The 17,350-nt window shown below is 66.0% G+C and carries 19 protein-coding genes; 11 read left to right on the forward strand and 8 right to left on the reverse strand.

Annotated elements, in window-relative coordinates; genetic code table 11:
- Positions 1 to 14 precede the first annotated feature (14 nt).
- Positions 15 to 344: a hypothetical protein gene (locus tag VSX79_RS16180; protein WP_179497087.1), complete on the reverse strand. Its 330-nt coding sequence runs from the start codon at positions 342 to 344 to the stop codon at positions 15 to 17.
- Positions 345 to 396: 52 nt separating this feature from the next.
- Entirely contained in the window at positions 397 to 1,041 is a 645-nt protein-coding gene (locus VSX79_RS16185) for a GGDEF domain-containing protein (RefSeq protein WP_179493506.1), read from the reverse strand.
- A gap of 190 nt (positions 1,042 to 1,231) precedes the next feature.
- Here VSX79_RS16185 and purE point away from each other — a divergent pair, with 190 nt between their 5' ends.
- The 9 genes from purE (at position 1,232) to VSX79_RS16230 (ending at position 10,656) form a co-directional block, all read left to right on the forward strand.
- Entirely contained in the window at positions 1,232 to 1,729 is a 498-nt protein-coding gene (gene purE, locus VSX79_RS16190) for a 5-(carboxyamino)imidazole ribonucleotide mutase (RefSeq protein WP_179493505.1), read from the forward strand.
- 4 nt (positions 1,730 to 1,733) lie between these two features.
- On the forward strand, positions 1,734 to 2,807 hold the full coding sequence (locus VSX79_RS16195) for a 5-(carboxyamino)imidazole ribonucleotide synthase (RefSeq protein WP_326913859.1): 1,074 nt from the start codon (positions 1,734 to 1,736) through the stop codon (positions 2,805 to 2,807).
- Entirely contained in the window at positions 2,804 to 3,295 is a 492-nt protein-coding gene (locus VSX79_RS16200) for a dihydrofolate reductase (protein WP_179493503.1), read from the forward strand. Before VSX79_RS16195 ends, VSX79_RS16200 begins: the two co-directional genes overlap by 4 nt.
- A gap of 3 nt (positions 3,296 to 3,298) precedes the next feature.
- The gene (locus tag VSX79_RS16205) at positions 3,299 to 4,480 is read left to right on the forward strand and encodes a dipeptidase (RefSeq protein WP_326913860.1); all 1,182 of its coding nucleotides are present in this window, start codon (positions 3,299 to 3,301) and stop codon (positions 4,478 to 4,480) included.
- A complete protein-coding gene (locus tag VSX79_RS16210; protein WP_326913861.1) occupies positions 4,477 to 5,406 on the forward strand; it encodes a bifunctional riboflavin kinase/FAD synthetase in 930 nt (309 codons plus the stop codon). Before VSX79_RS16205 ends, VSX79_RS16210 begins: the two co-directional genes overlap by 4 nt.
- 86 nt (positions 5,407 to 5,492) lie before the next feature.
- Positions 5,493 to 6,542: a glycerophosphodiester phosphodiesterase family protein gene (locus VSX79_RS16215; protein WP_179493500.1), complete on the forward strand. Its 1,050-nt coding sequence runs from the start codon at positions 5,493 to 5,495 to the stop codon at positions 6,540 to 6,542.
- Positions 6,543 to 6,655: 113 nt separating this feature from the next.
- Positions 6,656 to 9,691, forward strand: coding sequence for an isoleucine--tRNA ligase (locus VSX79_RS16220; protein ID WP_326913862.1), 3,036 nt, complete (start codon positions 6,656 to 6,658; stop codon positions 9,689 to 9,691).
- Positions 9,688 to 10,209: a signal peptidase II gene (lspA, locus tag VSX79_RS16225; RefSeq protein ID WP_326913863.1), complete on the forward strand. Its 522-nt coding sequence runs from the start codon at positions 9,688 to 9,690 to the stop codon at positions 10,207 to 10,209. Before VSX79_RS16220 ends, lspA begins: the two co-directional genes overlap by 4 nt.
- 27 nt (positions 10,210 to 10,236) lie before the next feature.
- A complete protein-coding gene (locus VSX79_RS16230; RefSeq protein ID WP_326913864.1) occupies positions 10,237 to 10,656 on the forward strand; it encodes a DUF3035 domain-containing protein in 420 nt (139 codons plus the stop codon).
- Between the two features lie 125 nt (positions 10,657 to 10,781).
- Here VSX79_RS16230 and VSX79_RS16235 read toward each other — a convergent pair whose 3' ends face one another.
- A complete protein-coding gene (locus VSX79_RS16235; protein WP_179493496.1) occupies positions 10,782 to 11,111 on the reverse strand; it encodes a winged helix-turn-helix transcriptional regulator in 330 nt (109 codons plus the stop codon).
- A 78-nt stretch (positions 11,112 to 11,189) separates the two neighbouring features.
- On the opposite strand from VSX79_RS16235, the gene VSX79_RS16240 reads away from it, so the two are divergent.
- Complete coding sequence (locus VSX79_RS16240) at positions 11,190 to 11,726, forward strand: PaaI family thioesterase (RefSeq protein ID WP_179493495.1); 537 nt, start codon at positions 11,190 to 11,192, stop codon at positions 11,724 to 11,726.
- 3 nt (positions 11,727 to 11,729) lie between these two features.
- Here VSX79_RS16240 and VSX79_RS16245 read toward each other — a convergent pair whose 3' ends face one another.
- The 3 genes from VSX79_RS16245 to VSX79_RS16255 are packed head-to-tail and all read right to left on the reverse strand — an operon-like array spanning position 11,730 to position 14,637.
- The gene (locus tag VSX79_RS16245; RefSeq protein ID WP_179493494.1) at positions 11,730 to 12,398 is read right to left on the reverse strand and encodes a hypothetical protein; all 669 of its coding nucleotides are present in this window, start codon (positions 12,396 to 12,398) and stop codon (positions 11,730 to 11,732) included.
- Between the two features lie 33 nt (positions 12,399 to 12,431).
- Positions 12,432 to 14,360: a 1-deoxy-D-xylulose-5-phosphate synthase gene (gene dxs, locus VSX79_RS16250; RefSeq protein WP_326913865.1), complete on the reverse strand. Its 1,929-nt coding sequence runs from the start codon at positions 14,358 to 14,360 to the stop codon at positions 12,432 to 12,434.
- 46 nt (positions 14,361 to 14,406) lie between these two features.
- Positions 14,407 to 14,637, reverse strand: a complete 231-nt coding sequence (locus VSX79_RS16255; RefSeq protein ID WP_179493492.1) for a hypothetical protein — start codon at positions 14,635 to 14,637, stop codon at positions 14,407 to 14,409.
- A 192-nt stretch (positions 14,638 to 14,829) separates the two neighbouring features.
- On the opposite strand from VSX79_RS16255, the gene VSX79_RS16260 reads away from it, so the two are divergent.
- The gene (locus tag VSX79_RS16260) at positions 14,830 to 15,846 is read left to right on the forward strand and encodes a MipA/OmpV family protein (protein WP_326913866.1); all 1,017 of its coding nucleotides are present in this window, start codon (positions 14,830 to 14,832) and stop codon (positions 15,844 to 15,846) included.
- Positions 15,847 to 16,118: 272 nt separating this feature from the next.
- Here the strand turns inward: VSX79_RS16260 and rpmG are convergent, their stop codons facing one another.
- Positions 16,119 to 16,286, reverse strand: a complete 168-nt coding sequence (gene rpmG, locus VSX79_RS16265) for a 50S ribosomal protein L33 (protein ID WP_011543216.1) — start codon at positions 16,284 to 16,286, stop codon at positions 16,119 to 16,121.
- A 209-nt stretch (positions 16,287 to 16,495) separates the two neighbouring features.
- Positions 16,496 to 17,233 (reverse strand): energy transducer TonB, encoded by a 738-nt coding sequence (locus VSX79_RS16270; RefSeq protein ID WP_326913867.1) that lies wholly within the window; start codon positions 17,231 to 17,233, stop codon positions 16,496 to 16,498.
- Positions 17,234 to 17,350: the final 117 nt, after the last annotated feature.

Genomic DNA, 17,350 nt, shown 5'->3' on the forward strand with positions numbered 1-17,350 from the left:
TCAGGCGCTCGGGGTCAATGCCCGAGCCGCGTCGCCACCGACGCCAGCCACGCCTCGTGCGCGGCCGCGGGCATCGGTCCGCGCGGCGCGTGCGCCGCGTCGCTCATCGCGTCGAGATAGGTCAGGATCGCGGCGCGGTAGCCGCCGCCCGCGACCGCCGATTCGAGCCGGCTCGCCAGCGTTTCGACCGCGGCAAAGCCATTGTCGCGCGCGAGGCAGCGGATATCGTCGATTCCCTGTACGATCTGCGCGAGCGCGCAGCGCGGCAGGGCTTCGGCAAGCGCGCCGATCTGCCCGGTGATCCGGTCCTGAATGTCGAGATATGGGTCGGTCTGGTTCCGCATCATCCACCCCCTGTTCCGACCCGGACGATGCGCCCTTTTGGTTAAGGCAGGGTTAGCGGTGGCCCGGCAGGCCGCCGAGGCTCTGCTTGCTGCGATACATGTCGCGGTCGGCCGCGGCCAATATGTCGGATTCGGTCATTCCGGTCTGCAGCATCGCGACCCCGAAGCAGGCCGAAAGCGGAATCTCGTGCCCGTCATAGTCGGCGGGGGCGGCGGCGAGCACGCCGCACAGCCTGTCGACTTGCGCGCGCGCGCCTTCCTCGCTCGACTGGTCGAGGATCAGCCCGAATTCGTCGCCGCCGATGCGCGCCGCGACGTCGGTCGCGCGGATCGACCCCGCGAGCCGCTTGGCGATTTCCATCAGCGCGAAGTCGCCTGCGGCATGACCGAAATTGTCGTTGATATATTTGAGCTGGTTGACGTCGATGAACACGACCGCGGCGCGTTCGGCATGGCGCTCGAACCGCGCCATGCGGTGATGGATCGCGGTCAGGAAATAGCGGCGATTGAACAACGGCGTCAGCGTATCGCGCTCGGACACGCGTTCGAGCTCGGCGACGGCGATCTTCAATACGCGATTCTCGCGGCGCAGCGCGTCGCGTTCCCGGCGTATCTCACGCAACTGGTCCTCAATGGAGTCAACGGCGACGGTCCCGAAATGGTCGACCGCGATCCGTGCCCCCCCTACGCTATCCATGCCTTGTCCCCGGCGCGCCCTATCCTCCGCCGGCCGGATGCCGACGGATATGAGGCGGCAACATTAGCTGCGACTTGATACCAATCGGTAAACGCGCCCGACATCAATTGCGCGGCGTTGCCCGCGCGCTGCGCAGTCGCTAGGGGGAAGGCGGCGGCGATTCATCGCGGCCAACAGGAGGGATCGGGTGATGGGCGATAGGGCGCCGCAAGTCGGTGTGATCATGGGCAGCCAGTCGGACTGGCCGACGATGGCGCACGCGGTCCAGATTCTCGAGGAATTCGGCATCGCCCACGACGTCCAGATCGTCTCGGCGCACCGCACCCCCGACCGCCTCGTCGCCTATGCCAAGAGCGCGGCGGAGCGCGGCCTCAAGGCGATCATCGCGGGCGCAGGCGGCGCCGCGCACCTGCCCGGCATGGTCGCCTCGATGACGCGCGTCCCGGTGCTCGGCGTTCCCGTCCAGTCGGCGGCATTGAGCGGCGTCGATAGCCTCTATTCGATCGTCCAGATGCCTGGCGGCGTCCCCGTCGCGACCTTCGCAATCGGCAAGGCGGGCGCGACCAACGCCGGGCTGTTCGCCGCCGCGCTGCTCGCGAACGAGGATGCGGGTCTCGCCGACAAGCTGAATGGCTGGCGCGATGCGCAGACGAACGGCGTCGCCCCCGTTCCCGTTCGCGAGGGCTGACCTTTTGCTCGCACCCGGTTCGACGATCGGCATCCTTGGCGGCGGCCAGCTCGGCCGGATGCTTGGTCTTGCCGCGGCGCAGCTCGGCTACAAGGTTCACATTTACGCCCCCGACGCCGAAAGCGTCGCGGCCGAGGTGACCGCGCACCACAGCCAGGCGGCGTGGGACGACGAACCGCGCCTCGCCGCCTTCGCCGCGGCGTGCGACGTCGTCACCTATGAATTCGAAAATGTGCCCGTCGACACGGTGCGCTTCCTGTCGGGGCATGTCACGGTGCGCCCCGGCATGGCGGGCCTGAAGATCGCGCAGGACCGGCTGGAAGAAAAGACCTTCGTCGCGGGCCTCGGCGGCCGTCCCGCCCCCTTCGCGGCGGTGCCCGACCGCGCCGCGCTCGATGCCGCGCTGGCCGAGCTTGGCGCGCCCGCGATCCTCAAGACGGTGCGCATGGGCTACGACGGCAAGGGACAGGCGCGTATCGTGGCGCCCGCAGATGCCGACGCCGCATGGGAAGCGATCGGCCGCCACGCCGCGGTGCTCGAAGGTTTCGTGACCTTCGCGCACGAATTTTCGGTGATCCTCGTCCGCGGCATCGATGGCGAGGTCCGCTTCTGGGACTCGCCCGTCAATGTTCATGAAGACGGCATCCTCGCGACCTCGAGCCTGCCCCCGCCGCAGATCATCCTGGACCAGCAGGACGAAGCCCGCGCGCTGATGGCGAAAATCGCCGCCGAGCTCGATTATGCCGGCGTCCTCACCGGCGAATTCTTCGCCACCGAAGACGGGCCGGTATTCAACGAGATGGCGCCGCGCGTCCACAATAGCGGCCATTGGACGATCGAGGGTGCGGTCGCCAGCCAGTTCGCGAATCATATCCGCGCCGTCGCCGGCCTGCCGCTCGGCAGCACCGAAACCGCGACGCTCCCCGTCACCATGCACAATCTGATCGGCGGCGGGATCGAAACCGTGCCCGCGCTGCTCGCCGACGAAAATTGCCACGTCCATCATTACAGCAAGACCGCGGTGCGCGAGGGACGCAAACTCGGCCACGCCACCTGGGTTGGAGCCTCGCCCGCATGAACCGCCCCGAAATCACGCTGATCCTCGCCCGCGCGGCCAACGGCGTGATCGGCGCTGGCGGCAAGATGCCCTGGCATCTGCCCGCCGACCTCCGCCGCTTCAAGCAGCTCACCATGGGCCGCCCGATGATCATGGGGCGCAAGACCTTCGACAGCCTGCCCGCCATTCTGGAGGGCCGCCGCCACATCGTCCTCACCCGCGACCCCGACTGGCAGGACGAGGGCGCCGAGCCCGTGGCGACGATCGAGGAAGCGCTGAAGCTCGCCAACGCGCCGCACGTCATGGTGATCGGCGGAGCGGAAATCTATCGCCTTTTCCTGCCGCTGGCCGACCGCGTCGAACTGACCGAAGTCGCGATCGAGCCCAAGGGCGACGCGGTCATCGACTATCCAGCCGTCGCCGACTGGCGCGAAGCCGCGCGCGAGGATCATCCCGCCGACGACGCCGGCCGCCCGGCGTACAGCTTCGTCACGCTGGTGAGGAAATAACCGATGCGCCGCTGGCTGGCCGGCCTGTTGCTCGTCGTTGCGGTCGCCGCGCTGGCTTTTTTCGCGCTCGCCCCCGGGATCATCGAGCGCGGCACGAACAAGATCGACGGCAAGCCGCTGCCGACGGTCAGCGAACGCGCGAAAGCGCTGCACTCGACGCTCACGATCGTCGACCTCCACAGCGATACTTTGCTGTGGAAACGCGACATCCTCGATCGCGCGACACGCGGCCATATGGACCTGCCGCGGCTCGAGGACGGAAATGTCGCGCTGCAAATCCTCGCGAGCACGACCAAGTCGCCCAAGGGCCAGAATTACGACGCCAACAGCGGCGACACCGACAATATCACCGCACTGGTGATCGCGCAGCTCCAGCCGGTGCGGACGTGGAACTCGCTGCTCGAACGCTCGCTCTGGCACGCGGAAAAGCTGCACCGTGCGGTCGCCGTATCGGCGGGCAAGCTGCGCGCGGTCGATACGCCCGACGATATCGGCACCCTGCTCGCCGCGCGTCGCGGCAAGGTTCCGCCCGTCGGCGCGATGCTCAGCATCGAGGGGCTCCACGTCCTCGAAGGCAAGCTCACCAATCTCGACAAACTATATGCCGCGGGCTTCCGCATGGCGGGGCTCACCCATTTCTTCGACAATGAGCTCGCCGGATCGATGCACGGGCTGAAGAAGGGCGGGCTCACCCCGCTCGGACGGCAGGTCGTCGAGACGATGGAGGCGAAGGGCATGATCGTCGACATCGCGCATTGCTCGAAAGCCTGCGTCGCGGACATCCTCAAGATCGCGCGCCGCCCGGTCGTGTCCAGCCACGGCGGCGTGCAGGCGACGTGCCAGGTCAACCGCAACCTCAGCGACGAACAGATCAAGGGCGTGGCCGCGACCGGCGGGGTCGTCGGCATCGGCTATTGGGACGCCGCCGTCTGCGACACATCCCCCTCGAGCATCGCCAAGGCGATGAAGCATGTCCGCGACCTTGTCGGCATTCAATATGTCGCGCTCGGCAGCGATTATGACGGCGCCACCACCGTGCGCTTCGATACCTCGAAGCTCGCGCAGGTGACGCAGGCGCTGATCGACGCGGGCTTTTCCGACGACGAGATTCGCGCCGCGATGGGCGGCAACGCGATCCGCATACTCAAGGCGGGGCTGGTGCCCCTGACCCCGCCAGCCCCATGATCCGCCTCGACGGCCACGCCCGTATCGACGAGCCCTTGCGCGGCGGGGTGATCGCGCTCGGCAATTTCGACGGATTCCACGCCGGGCACCAGGCGGTCGTCGGCCGCGCGGTCCACCATGCAAAGGACGATGGCCGCCCGGCGATCGTCGCGACCTTCGATCCGCATCCGGTGCGCTTCTTCAAGCCCGACGTCCCGCCCTTCCGCCTCACCACGCTCGACCAAAGGCAGGAGCTGTTTGCCGCCGCGGGCGCCGACGCGATGCTTGTCCTGCCCTTCGACGCCGCGCTCGCAGGCACGACGGCACAGGATTTCATCTCCACGCTCTTGCTCGATCGCTACGGCGCCGCGGGCGTCGTCACCGGCAGCGACTTCGTCTTCGGCAAGGGCCGCGGCGGCGATGTCGTCACGCTCGCCGAACATGCGCGCACGCACGGCTTCTTCACCGAAATGGTCGCGCCGGTCGACGACGCCGAGGAGGTCATCTCGTCGAGCCGCATCCGCGAGGCGCTCCAGGCGGGCGACTGCGCCGCCGCAACGCGCCTGCTCACCCGCCCCTTCACGGTGCGCGGGCGGGTGCAGCACGGCGACAAGAATGGCCGCCTGCTCGGCTTTCCGACCGCGAATATCGAAATGGGGCAGTATCTCCGCCCGCGCTACGGCATCTATGCCGTCACCGGCCGCCTGCCCGACGGGCGTATCCTGAAGGGCGCCGCAAACCTTGGCATCCGCCCGACCTTCGATCCGCCGAAGGAGTTGCTCGAACCGCATTTCTTCGACTTCGCCGAGGATCTTTACGGGCAGGAGATCGACGTCGCCTTCCACGCCTTCATCCGGCCCGAAGCCAGGTTCGACGATATGGACGCGTTGATGGCGCAGATCGCCGAGGACTGCGACGAGGCCAAGAGGCTGCTCGCCCATCTTTGATTTTTATCACCCCGGACTTGATCGGGGACCCATGAGGCGAGGCAGGAACGGATGCCGGATCAAGTCCGGCATGACGGATTGGGGGAATGATGACCGACAGCGAAGATTGGGCCGCAGCGCTCGAAGGCCCGAAGAAAAAGCCGATGAAGCGGCGCACAAAAATCCTGCTCTGGCTTTTCGCTGCCCTTGTCGCCTGGTTCACCCTGTCGAACGCGAGCTTCCTCGCCCCCGATCCCAAGGGCAAGCCGAAGCTGATCGCGCATCGCGGCGTCTATCACCTCTACGACAAGCGCGCCGCGACGGGGCGCGACACCTGCACCGCGCGGCATATCTTCGCGCCCGAGCATGAGGTGTTCGAAAACACCCCCGAATCGATGCGCTGGGCGGTCGGCAACGGCGCCGCGATGGTCGAGGTCGATGTCGCGCCGACCAGGGATGGACGCATGGTGCTGTTCCACGACTGGTCCGTCGACTGCCGCACCGATGGCAAGGGCGAAACACGCGACCTGACACTCGCCCAGCTCAAGGCGCTCGACATCGGCTTTGGTTACACCGCCGACGGCGGCAAGACCTTTCCGCTGCGCGGCAAGGGCATCGGCAAGATGCCGACGGTCGAGGAAGGCCTCGCGGCGCTCCCCGTCCATCCGATCCTGTTCAACTTCAAGTCGAAAGACGCGCGCGAGGCCGACCAGCTGTTCGCGATCCTGAAAGCCTCGGGCCGCGACAGCGTTAAGATCGGCGACGCTTTCTACGGCGGCGCAGCGCCGGTGAAGCGGATGCGCGAATTGTTGCCGGACAATTGGTCCTTCGACCTCAAGGGCGGCGCGAAGGCCTGCACAAAGGATTATGTCGCCTGGGGCTGGACCGGCGTCGTCCCCGAAAGCTGCCGGAACGGCGTGATCGCGATCCCGATCAACTATCAATGGGCCTATTGGGGCTGGCCCGACCGGCTGATCGCCCGCATGGACAGCGTCGGCGCGCGCGTGATCGTGTTCGGCCCCTATGAAAAGGGCAAGTCGAACGAAGGCGTTTCGACCCCGCAGCAACTCGCGAAAATTCCCGCGAGCTTCAATGGCCATATCTGGGTCGAGGATATTCGCGAAGTCGGCCCGGCGCTGCGGCCGCGGCAGAGGTAAGGGCGAGCTTATCACTCCTCGTCATCCCGGACTTGATCCGGGTTGACGAAGCGGTCATCGTTCCGCGCCCATTCCCTTTGCTCCCACGCAAATCTGCGCTAAGCGCCGCCACCATGACCGACACGCCCGCACCCGCCGAACAGCGCGCCAAAGATACTGGCGATTACCGCGACACCGTCTTCCTGCCCAAGACCGACTTTCCGATGAAGGCCGGCCTGCCGCAGAAGGAACCGGCGATTCTCGCCAAATGGCTCGAGGGCAATCTCGAAGGCCAGATTCGCGAAGCCCGCAAGGGCCGCGAGCAGTTTATCCTCCACGACGGCCCGCCCTACGCCAATGGCGATATGCACATCGGCCATGCGCTAAACCATATCCTGAAGGACATGGTCGTCCGCACCCAGACGCTGAAGGGCAAGGACGCGCCTTACGTGCCCGGCTGGGATTGCCACGGCCTGCCGATCGAGTGGAAGGTCGAGGAGCAGTATCGCAAGAAAAAGCTCAACAAGGACGAGGTTCCGGTCGAAGAATTCCGCGCCGAATGCCGCGCCTATGCGCAGCATTGGGTCGACACGCAGCGCGAGCAATTGAAGCGCCTCGGTATCGGCGGCGACTGGGACCATCCGTACCTCACGATGGATTATGAGGCCGAAGCCACCATCGTCCGCGAATTGCTCAAATTCGCGGCGAACGACATGCTCTATCGCGGCGCCAAGCCGGTGATGTGGTCGCCGGTCGAAAAGACCGCGCTCGCCGAAGCCGAGATCGAATATGAGGATATCGTCTCGACGCAGATCGATGTGGCGTTCGAGATCGTCGAGAGCCCGATCGCGGAGCTGGTCGGCGCACATGCGGTGATCTGGACGACGACGCCTTGGACGATCCCGGTCAATCAGGCGATCGCCTACGGGCCAGAGGTTGAGTATGTGCTGGTTGAGCCGATGGTGGGTGGTTCGACAGTTGGCGATCAACGGCTCGATATTGCCGTTCAAACACACCCGCTACGCCATCTTGTGGGGGGCCGAATCCTGATCGCGCGACCGCTCTTGAAGCAGGTTGAGGACAGAATTCAGGCGACTCTCGGGACCACAGATGATGGCGCTCGTTTCATGCTAGGACTTGAAGAGCGGAAGATCTTCAGAGGCTCCGACCTCGCCGGCACCATCGCCCGCCACCCGATGCACCATCTCGGCGGCTTCTTCGCGCGCCCGCGTCCCTTCCTTGCGGGCGATTTCGTCACCACCGACAGCGGCACCGGGCTTGTCCATATGTCGCCCGACCATGGCGAGGATGATTTCGACCTGTGCAAGGCGAACGGCATCGACCCCGTGTTCGCGGTTGAGGGCGACGGCAAATATCGCGACGACTGGGGCTGGCTCGGCGGTCAGGGCAGCGTCATCAACCCGAAGTTCAACGCCCCCGACGGCCCGATCTGCACCGACCTGCGCGACGCCGGCGGGCTGCTCGCGGCCAGCGCAGATTACAAGCACAGCTATCCGCACAGCTGGCGCTCGAAAGCCAAGGTCATCTATCGCTGCACCCCGCAATGGTTCGTGCCGATGGACCGGGTGATGACGCATATCGAGCCCAAGGCGCCGCGCGAGCAGCGCTGGGAATCCGAAGGCGGCGCGATCAACCCCGCCGAAGAGGATCTGTGCGCCGCGCCGACGCTGCGGCAGGCCGCGATGCACGCGATCGACCGCACGCGCTTCGTCCCCGAAAAGGGCCGCAACCGCATCGGGTCGATGGTCAAGGACCGCCCCGACTGGGTGCTCAGCCGCCAGCGCGCCTGGGGCGTACCGATCACGCTCTTCGTCGACCGCAAGACCGGCCAGTATCTGAGCGACCCCGCCGTCAACGACCGCATCGTCGCGGCGGTGAAGGCGGGCGGCGTCGACGCATGGAGCGACGCGCGCGCGCAGGAATATCTGGGCGACGCTTATGACGCCGCCGATTACGAGCGCATCGTGGACATCCTCGACGTCTGGTTCGATTCGGGCTGCACCCACGCCTTCGTCCTCGAAAGCGGCCGCTGGCCCGCGCTCGTCCGCCACGACGGCGGCACCCACAGCGCCGACCTCTATCTCGAAGGCAGCGACCAGCATCGCGGCTGGTTCCAGTCGTCCTTGCTCGAAAGCTGCGGCACGCGCGGACAGGCGCCGTACAAGGCGGTGCTGACCCACGGCTTCACGATGGACAGCAAGGGCTTCAAACAGTCGAAATCGCTCGGCAACACGACCGATCCCGTCAAGGTGATGCAGACCAACGGCGCCGACATCATCCGCCTGTGGGCGCTGAGCGTCGACTTCACCGAGGACCATCGCATCGGCGACGAAATCCTCAAGGGCGTCGCCGACCAGTATCGCAAGCTGCGCAATACGTTCCGCTACCTGCTCGGCGCGCTCGACGGCTTCACCGAAGAGGAACGCGTCACCGACGTCGCGGCGATGCCCGAGCTTGAGCGCTACATGCTCTCGCTTCTCGCCGATCTCGACGCCAAGATGCATCAGGCGGTCGATGACTTCGACTTCAATACCTACACGCGCCTGCTCGCCGATTTCTGCAACGAGGACCTCTCGGCCTTCTATTTCGACATCCGCAAGGACGTCCTCTACTGCGACCTCGGCCCCGCCGCCCCACTCGGCACCGACACCCGCCGCGCGTATCGCAGCGTGCTCGACACGCTCTTCCACGCGCTCGTCCGCTACGCGGCGCCGGTGCTGGTGTTCACGGCTGAGGAAGTGTGGGGTACGCGCTATCCCGATGCGGGCAGCGTGCATTTGCTGGAGTGGCCGGCACTACCGTCGTTCGAGCGTGACAAGGATCTCGTCGTTCGGAATACCGAACTGCGCGAAGTCCGCGCACGAGTCACCGAAGCCATCGAACCTTTGCGTCGTGACAAGATCGTGCGTTCCAGCCTCGAAGCTGAAGTAACGATGAGCGATCTCGACACCATCCTCCGGGACCTTGATCCGGCTTATTTGGCAGAAACCTTCATTTCTGGAGCGGTGCATCTTGTGCCGGGGCATGACGGCATCACGATCAAGGCGACCGAAAACCACAAATGCGGCCGCTGCTGGCGCCACCTGCCCGAAGTCACCGCCGACGGCGCCTTGTGCAATCGCTGCGACACGGTATTGACCGCGGCATGAGCAGCCAACGTTCGCCCTATCTGCGCTTCGGCCTTATTTTCGCCGCCGCCGCCTTCATCCTCGACCAGATCGCTAAATGGGTCGTCACCGTCCCGCTGTCGCTGGAACCCAAGGGGCAGATCGAGATCACGGGCTTCTTCAACCTGACCTGGGCGGAAAATTGCGGCATTTCACTGTCGATGTTCGCTAGCTGCACCGACACGACGCGCTGGACGCTCGTTGCGGTGACCGGGATCGTCGCCGCCGCGGTTGCCTTCTGGATGACGCGCGAGCAGGCGAAGGGCGACGTGATCGCGCTCGCGATGATCCTCGGCGGCGCGCTCGGCAATATCGTCGATCGCGTGCGCTTCGGCTATGTCGTCGACTTCGCCGACCTGCATATCGGCGATTTCCGCCCTTTCATGATCTTCAACGTCGCCGATGCGTGCATCACGCTCGGCGTGCTTTTGCTGGTTGCGCGCGCGCTGCTCTTGGGCGAAAAGGCCGGGAACGCGGACGCCAAGCCGTCCGCCGAGTAAACGGGGCGCATTGGGAGTATGTTTAAAGTGAACCGGACCACCGCCATCCTGGCTGCCTCGATCGTCGCCACCACCCTGTCGGCCTGCGGGTCGAACAGCCTGTTCAGCCGCGACCGCCCCGACGAGATGATGGTGTCGCGTCAGGCGCCGCTCGTCGTGCCGCCCGATTTCGCGCTGACCCCGCCCGCGCCCGGCACCGCGCGGCCCGGCGGCGAATCGACCGCCGAACAGACGCTGCGCGCGCTCTTCGGCGGCGCGTCGCAGCGTAGCGCGAGCGAGACGCAGATCATCGGCGCCGCCGACGGCACTCGCGCCGATCCGGGCATCCGCAGCGCAGTCGGCAGCCCCGGCACGCAGGTCGTCGACAAGGGCCTCGTCGTCCGCGACATCCTCGCCGCCCCCGAAGGCGACGGCCGCGACGCACAGGCGGCGATCCCGGGCGCGTAAGGCGCTCCACCCAGCCTCGTCATCCCGGACCTGATCGGGGATCCACTGCGGCGCCGCGGTCATGGGCCCCGGGTCAAGCCCGGGTGACGGCGAATTATATGTCCGCAAGCGGCCGCTAACCGACCTCAGCCAAGCGCCGCTCCGCGCGGCAGCCATGTGTCGCCCCATGCCTTGATCGCATCATAGGTCGGGCGCAGCGCCAATCCGGCCGCGGTCAGCCGGTAAACGGCGCGCTTGCCCTCGGGCGGCACGCGTTCCATCACGCCCGCTTCGACCAGCCAGCCGAGCCGCGACGTCAACGCCGCGCGCGAAATGTCGAGCCGCGCGATAAAATCCTCGAAGCGGTCGACCCCCAAGAACGCCTCGCGCAGGATCAGCAGCACCCAGCGATCGCCAAGCAGGCGCGAGGCGCGGCCGACCGCGCACGGCGACCGCGATGGCGTATAATCCTTCATAGTCTGGATTTAAGACTTGACGCGAAGCGGCGCAAGCGGCGATAATGTCTGCAATCCAGACTAAACAGGATTCGCCCCATGCGCGGACATCGCTTTGCGAGCAACGACGAGGCCGTCGCCTATATGAAACGCGTCGCGGTCGATGCCTCGGGTTTCACCGCCTTCCTCGGGGTCGAACCGCTGCGCTGCTTCGACGGCGAATCCGAACTGCTGCTCGCGCTCCGCCCCGACATGACCCAGCATCACGGTTTTGCGCACGGCGCGATCGTGGGGCTGATGGCCGACAATGCCTGCGCATGGGCGGCGAGCAGCGTCGTCGGCGACGTGGTGACGGGCAGCTATATGATCAACTTCCTCGCGCCTGCGAAGGGCAGCCGGCTGCGCGCGAAGGGCAGCGTGATCAAGGCGGGCAAGCGCCAGGCAATCGTCCGCGCCGACGTCTGGGCCGAAAGCGACGGCGAGGAACCGCGCCGCTGCGCGATCGCGCAGGCGACGATCGTGCCGGTTGCGGTGGACGCCGCGCCGGTGGCGGCCGTACACGAAGCGGCCACCTGCCTCACCTGCGCCGCGATCGAGGCGGCGCATGTCGCCGACCCGTCGCGCGAAGCTGCCTGAGGGTCACAGGAACATCAGCGAAAAGAGGGTGAAGGCCGCGAGCGCCTCGACCATCGCGATCGAGGCATGGCCCGCAGCGCGCCAATAGCTGATCCTGAGGTGCTGCGCGAACCAGAATATCTGCAGGGTCCCGAACCACAGCAGCGCGAAGGCGAGCAGCGCGATCCCGCCAAGCTGGGGGGCGAGCGGCTTCAGCTGCATCAGGATGCCCGAAATGCCGACCATCGCCGAAAAGGGCGCGGCGACATAGCATTGGCTGTAAAAGGGCGGCTTCAACGGGCCGCGGTCGAGCTTCACATTGCGCGCGCGCACGAGCCGCGCCGCCATGGCCAGCGGAAAGATGCTGAAAAAGGCGACGCGCATCACGATCAGGCTCGAATCGTCGTTGACCAGCCCGCCCAGCCCCGTCTTTTGCAGCACCGTCTCGCTCTGCCCGACGATCGACAGCTCGGCGGCGTGCGTCAGCGCAAGCGTCAGCATCAGGAACAAGGGCGGCGACATCGTGTCGGTATATTGGCGCTCGGCGGGGTCGGAGAGCTCGGACTCCGAATAATCCATCATCTTCAGCGGCCGCGTCAGCGCGCGCCACAGCGTGACCGGATAGAAGATCAGCCACGACATGACCTCGTACAGCAGCTCGTCGAGCGACTGGATGAGTTTCAGGAAATCCATGGCGTGCCCCCCCGCCCCGACCGGGCGTCCAACCTAGGCCCGCGCGCCCGCTTCCTCGACCCCCGCGCTGTTGTGGCGCAGCGCTTTCAGCACCGTATCGACGATCTGCGGCGCGTTGAGCCCCGCCGCGTCATATTGCAGTTCGGGCTTGTCCTGATCCTGAAAGACGTCGGGCAGGCGCATCGTGCGCAGCTTCAGCCCGGCGTCGATCAGCCCCTCATCGCTCGCGAGCGTCAGCACATGCGCGCCCAGCCCGCCGATGCTGCCTTCCTCGATCGTCACGCAGACCTCATGGCCGGCAAGCGCCTTGCGGATCAGCTCCTCGTCGAGCGGTTTCGCGAAGCGCAGGTCGATCACGCTCGTCGACAGGCCCCTTGCTTCCAGCGTGTCGGCAGCCTTGAGCGCCTCGGCAAGCCGCGTCCCGAGCGACAGGATCGCGACAGTCTTGCCGCTGCGCACGACGCGGCCCTTGCCGATCTCCAGCTTCTCGGGAAGCGCGGGAAGCGCCACGCCCGTGCCGTTGCCGCGTGGATAGCGAAAGGCGATGGGGCCCGCGTCATATTCGGCCGCGGTATAGGTCATATGGACGAGTTCGGCCTCGTCCGCCGCCGCCATGACAACGAAATTGGGCAGCGTCGCCAGATAGGTGACGTCGAACGACCCCGCATGTGTCGATCCGTCGGCGCCGACCAGCCCCGCGCGGTCGATCGCGAAGCGCACCGGCAGGTTCTGGATCGCAACATCGTGGACGACCTGGTCATAGGCGCGCTGGAGGAAGGTCGAATAAATCGCCGCGAAAGGCCGCATCCCCTGCGCCGCCAATCCCGCCGCGAACGTCACCGCATGCTGCTCGGCGATGCCGACGTCGAAGCTGCGCGTCGGATGCGCTTTCGCGAATTTGTCGACGCCGGTGCCCGACGGCATCGCCGCGGTGATCGCGACGATGCGCGGATCGGTATCGGCAAGCTTGGCGAGCGTTTCGCCGAAGACATTTTGATAGGCGGGCGGTCCCGGCGGCGCCTTCGCCTGTTCGCCGGTGATGACGTCGAATTTCTGGACGCCATGATATTTGTCGGCGGCGGCCTCGGCGGGGGCGTAGCCCTTGCCCTTCTTGGTCACCGCGTGGATCAGCACCGGGCCATGCTCGCTGTCGCGGACATTTTCGAGCACGGGGATCAGATGCTCGAGATTATGCCCGTCGATCGGCCCGACATAATAAAAGCCGAGCTCCTCGAACAGCGTCCCGCCCATCGCCATGCCGCGCGCGAACTCGTCGGTCTTCTTCGCCGCCTTGTGCAGCGGCTCGGGCAGCTTGCGCGCGAAGCGCCGCGCGATTTCGCGCAATTCGACGAACGGGCGCGACGACACCAGCTTCGCCAGATAGGCCGAAAGCCCTCCGACCGGCGGCGCGATCGACATGTCATTGTCGTTGAGGATGACGATCAGCCGGTTGCCCGCCTGCTTCGCATTGTTCATCGCCTCATAGGCCATGCCCGCCGACATCGACCCGTCGCCGATCACCGCGATCGCGCGCCCAGGCGCGCCGGTCAGCTTGTTCGCGACCGCGAAACCCAGCGCCGCGCTGATCGACGTCGAGCTGTGCGCCGCGCCGAACGGGTCGTACTCGCTCTCGCTGCGCTTGGTAAAACCGCTGAGGCCGCCGCCGGTCCGCAAGGTCCGGATGCGGTCGCGCCGCCCGGTGATGATCTTGTGCGGATAGCATTGGTGCCCGACGTCCCACACGATCTTGTCGCGCGGGGTGTCGAACACATAATGGAGCGCGGTGGTCAGCTCGACGACGCCGAGGCCGGAACCCAGATGCCCGCCCGTCGTGCCCACCGCAGAAATCATCTCGGCGCGCAATTCGTCGGCGAACTGGCGGAGGTCTTCGGGCTTCAGCTTGCGGAGGTCGGCGGGGACATCCACCGTGTCGAGCAGCGGCGTATGCGGGCGATCAGTCATCACGCCGTCATACTGGCAACGGCATGGGGTGTCGAACGAAAAGGGATCAGTCGCCGCGCTCGTCCTCGCGCCGTTTCGCCGCATCGACCTGCGCATAAAGCCCGCGCACCATCAGGTCGGTAAACACCAGCATCACCCCGACCATGCCGAGGAAAAGCGCGACCGCGACCGCGGGCAGCGGACCGATCGCCTCGACCCCCTCCTTCTTCATCGCCGCCGCCAGCAACGCGGCCGCGGCCATGAAGCCATAGCCGATCAGGCGCGGGATCCGGCTCATGCGCACGCACGCCGGGGTCGCCGGAGGGAACCAATGGCGCTGCGGAGGAATATCAAGGCGGCGAAGAAGCATCGTGGCATGAAAGCCACATGCGGCGAAATGCGGCGGTCGGCAAGACGAAGCCGTTGCAATGATGCGTTGTTTACTTACACCCCCGTAAAGAGGGGCAAAATATACAGGAACCGGACGCTTATGCCCGATTTGACCAAGCTGCTTCGCATAACGCGCTCGTTTCCGCTCTTCATCCCTTTCATCGCCGCAGCCATCGCCGTCCCCGCTGCCGCCGAAGACGTGCCGCTCTCTTACGATCTCCCGGCCTCCGCGGCCGACACGGCGCTCGCGACGGGCGTCGAGGATGCGCCCGCTCGCTATCTCCAGGATAGCGACATCGACGAGAATATCCTGCTGCCTCCCGCGCGGCCGCAGGACGACGATCCCGAACGCACATGGTCGCGCGACTATTTCGCGATCGCCGCCGGGGTGCTCAACACGCCCAAATATAACGGCTCGGACGATCGCCGCACGCTGCCCGCCTTTTACCTGCGCGGGCGGATCAGCGGCTATTCCTTCTCGACGCGCGGCACCAATTTCCAGGTCGATTTGATCCGCCAGCGGCGCGGGCAAAAAACCGATTTCAAATTCGGGCCGACGATCAGCCTGCGCGGCGACCGCACCGGCAAGATCGACGACCCGCAGGTCGCGGCGCTCGGCAAGCGCAAACTCGCGGTTGAAATGGGGCTGTTCGCCGGCGTCAGCCATACCGGGGTCATCACCAGCGCCTATGATCAGGTCAGCTTTCGCATGTCGGCGTCGAAGGATATCTCGGGCCGCCATGGCAGCTGGACCGCATCGCCGACGATCGATTATGGTACCCCGCTGTCGAAACGCGCCTATGTCGGCGTGTCGGCGTCGGTCAATTTCTATGGCAAGGGTTTCGGCCGCTATTATTACGACATCGACGCAGCGGACAGCGCCGCGAGCGGGCTTCCCGTCTATGACGGCGCGGGCCGCAAGGCGACTGCGGGCAAATATACGGTTGGAATCGCGGGCGCCTATGCGCTGTCGGGTGACCTCAGAAAGGGGTTCACGCTGATCGGCGGCGCACAATATGGCCGAATCGGCTCGCGCTTCGCCAAATCGCCCATCGTGGCCGACGTCGGCAGCGCCGACCAATGGCTTTTCGGCGCCGGGCTCGCCTATCAATTCTGACGAGTTTCGACCGGAAGCGGCTCTCTCTCTCTCCCCTCGTCAACCTCTAACGAGACGCGTGGCTCGTTAGACTTGATCCGGGGTCCACGACGTCAGCGCCGCAGTGGATCCCGGATCAAGTCCGGGATGACGAACAAGGGAACGGCAGCTCACCACCCCGAAGCCGCCATCCGAAACGCAAAAAAGGGCGGCACGCGGCCGCCCTCCCGGATCCCGGTCATCGCCGGGATGACGCATTTCAAACCGCGCAGCTCAGCCGCGCGGGAAACGCCTCACTTGATCTTGGCTTCCTTGAACTCGACGTGCTTGCGCGCACGCGGGTCGTATTTCCGCACCGTCATTTTTTCGGTCATCGTGCGCGGGTTCTTTTTCGTGACATAGAAAAAGCCCGTGTCGGCGGTGCTCACCAGCTTGATCTTGACGGTCGTCGGCTTGGCCATGGCCCTGTTCCTCGAAATGACTGCACATCCGCCGGAGGCCCGATGGATGCGGCGGGACTATGGGCCCCGACGTTGGTGTGAAAAACATGAAAGGGCCGCGCGACGCCGCGCCGCCCCTCAATATCCGGGCGCCTTTGGCGGGATTCGGCCTTTCTGTCAAGCGAAAGCGAAGGGCGGGCGGCAAGATCGGCCGCCCGCCCGGGAGGGGTTCAGGCGTTCTTTATCTCGAAGCGGACGGTCATCACCTTCCAGCTTTCTTCGGGCACCCCGCCGCGCGTCGCGGGTTTGAAACGCCATTTGGCGAGCGCGCGCCGCTTCGTCGCTTCAAAGAAGCCCGGACTGTCGGCGCTGATCAGCTCGACCGCCTTGACCCGCCCGTCGGCACCGATCAGCACGCGGACCTTCGCCACACCCTCGATCCCCCCGCGCTGCTCGCGCGCCGGATAATCGGGCTGGAAGGCGCCGGCAAAACGCGGATCGACGTCGGCGAGCACGAGCTTGGGCGGCGCGGGCGGATCGACAGGCGGCACGGGCGGGCCGGGATCTATGCGCGGCAGGTCGACGATCACCGGCCCCGGCTCGACGCGATCGTCGCCAAGCGGGATCGTCTTGACGATCGGCTCGACCGTGTCGCTGGCAGAGGAGGTTTTCGGCGTAGGCTTGGCATCCTCGACCACCTCGGGCGGCGGCGGGGGCGGCGTCGGCAGGTCGATAATCGTGCCGATCAGCGGGACGCTCCGCGGTCCGGGCTCGACGACCATCGGTGACAAGGCAACCGCGACGACGAGCGCCGCCGGCAATCCCACGGCAAGCAAAGCGGCAACCGGCCGGTGACTCTGGCCGGCGCCATAGCTGTTGCGTGGTTGCAGGGCTTGACGGGCACCGGCCGGCACCGTCGCCGCCTCGGGCGTGGCCACAATCGCCGAAATCAAGGGTATCAAGGTCATGGCATCTCTCCTTGCCTGTCGACCCGGCCCCGCGGCGTTCTGACCGTCGTCTCCGGCCAGGTCAGAATGACGTGATATTATAACATCACGTCACTTGTCAAGCGGATCGGTAAGCAA

Origin of the sequence: Sphingopyxis chilensis (assembly GCF_035930445.1) — a bacterium.
GTDB lineage: Bacteria > Pseudomonadota > Alphaproteobacteria > Sphingomonadales > Sphingomonadaceae > Sphingopyxis > Sphingopyxis chilensis.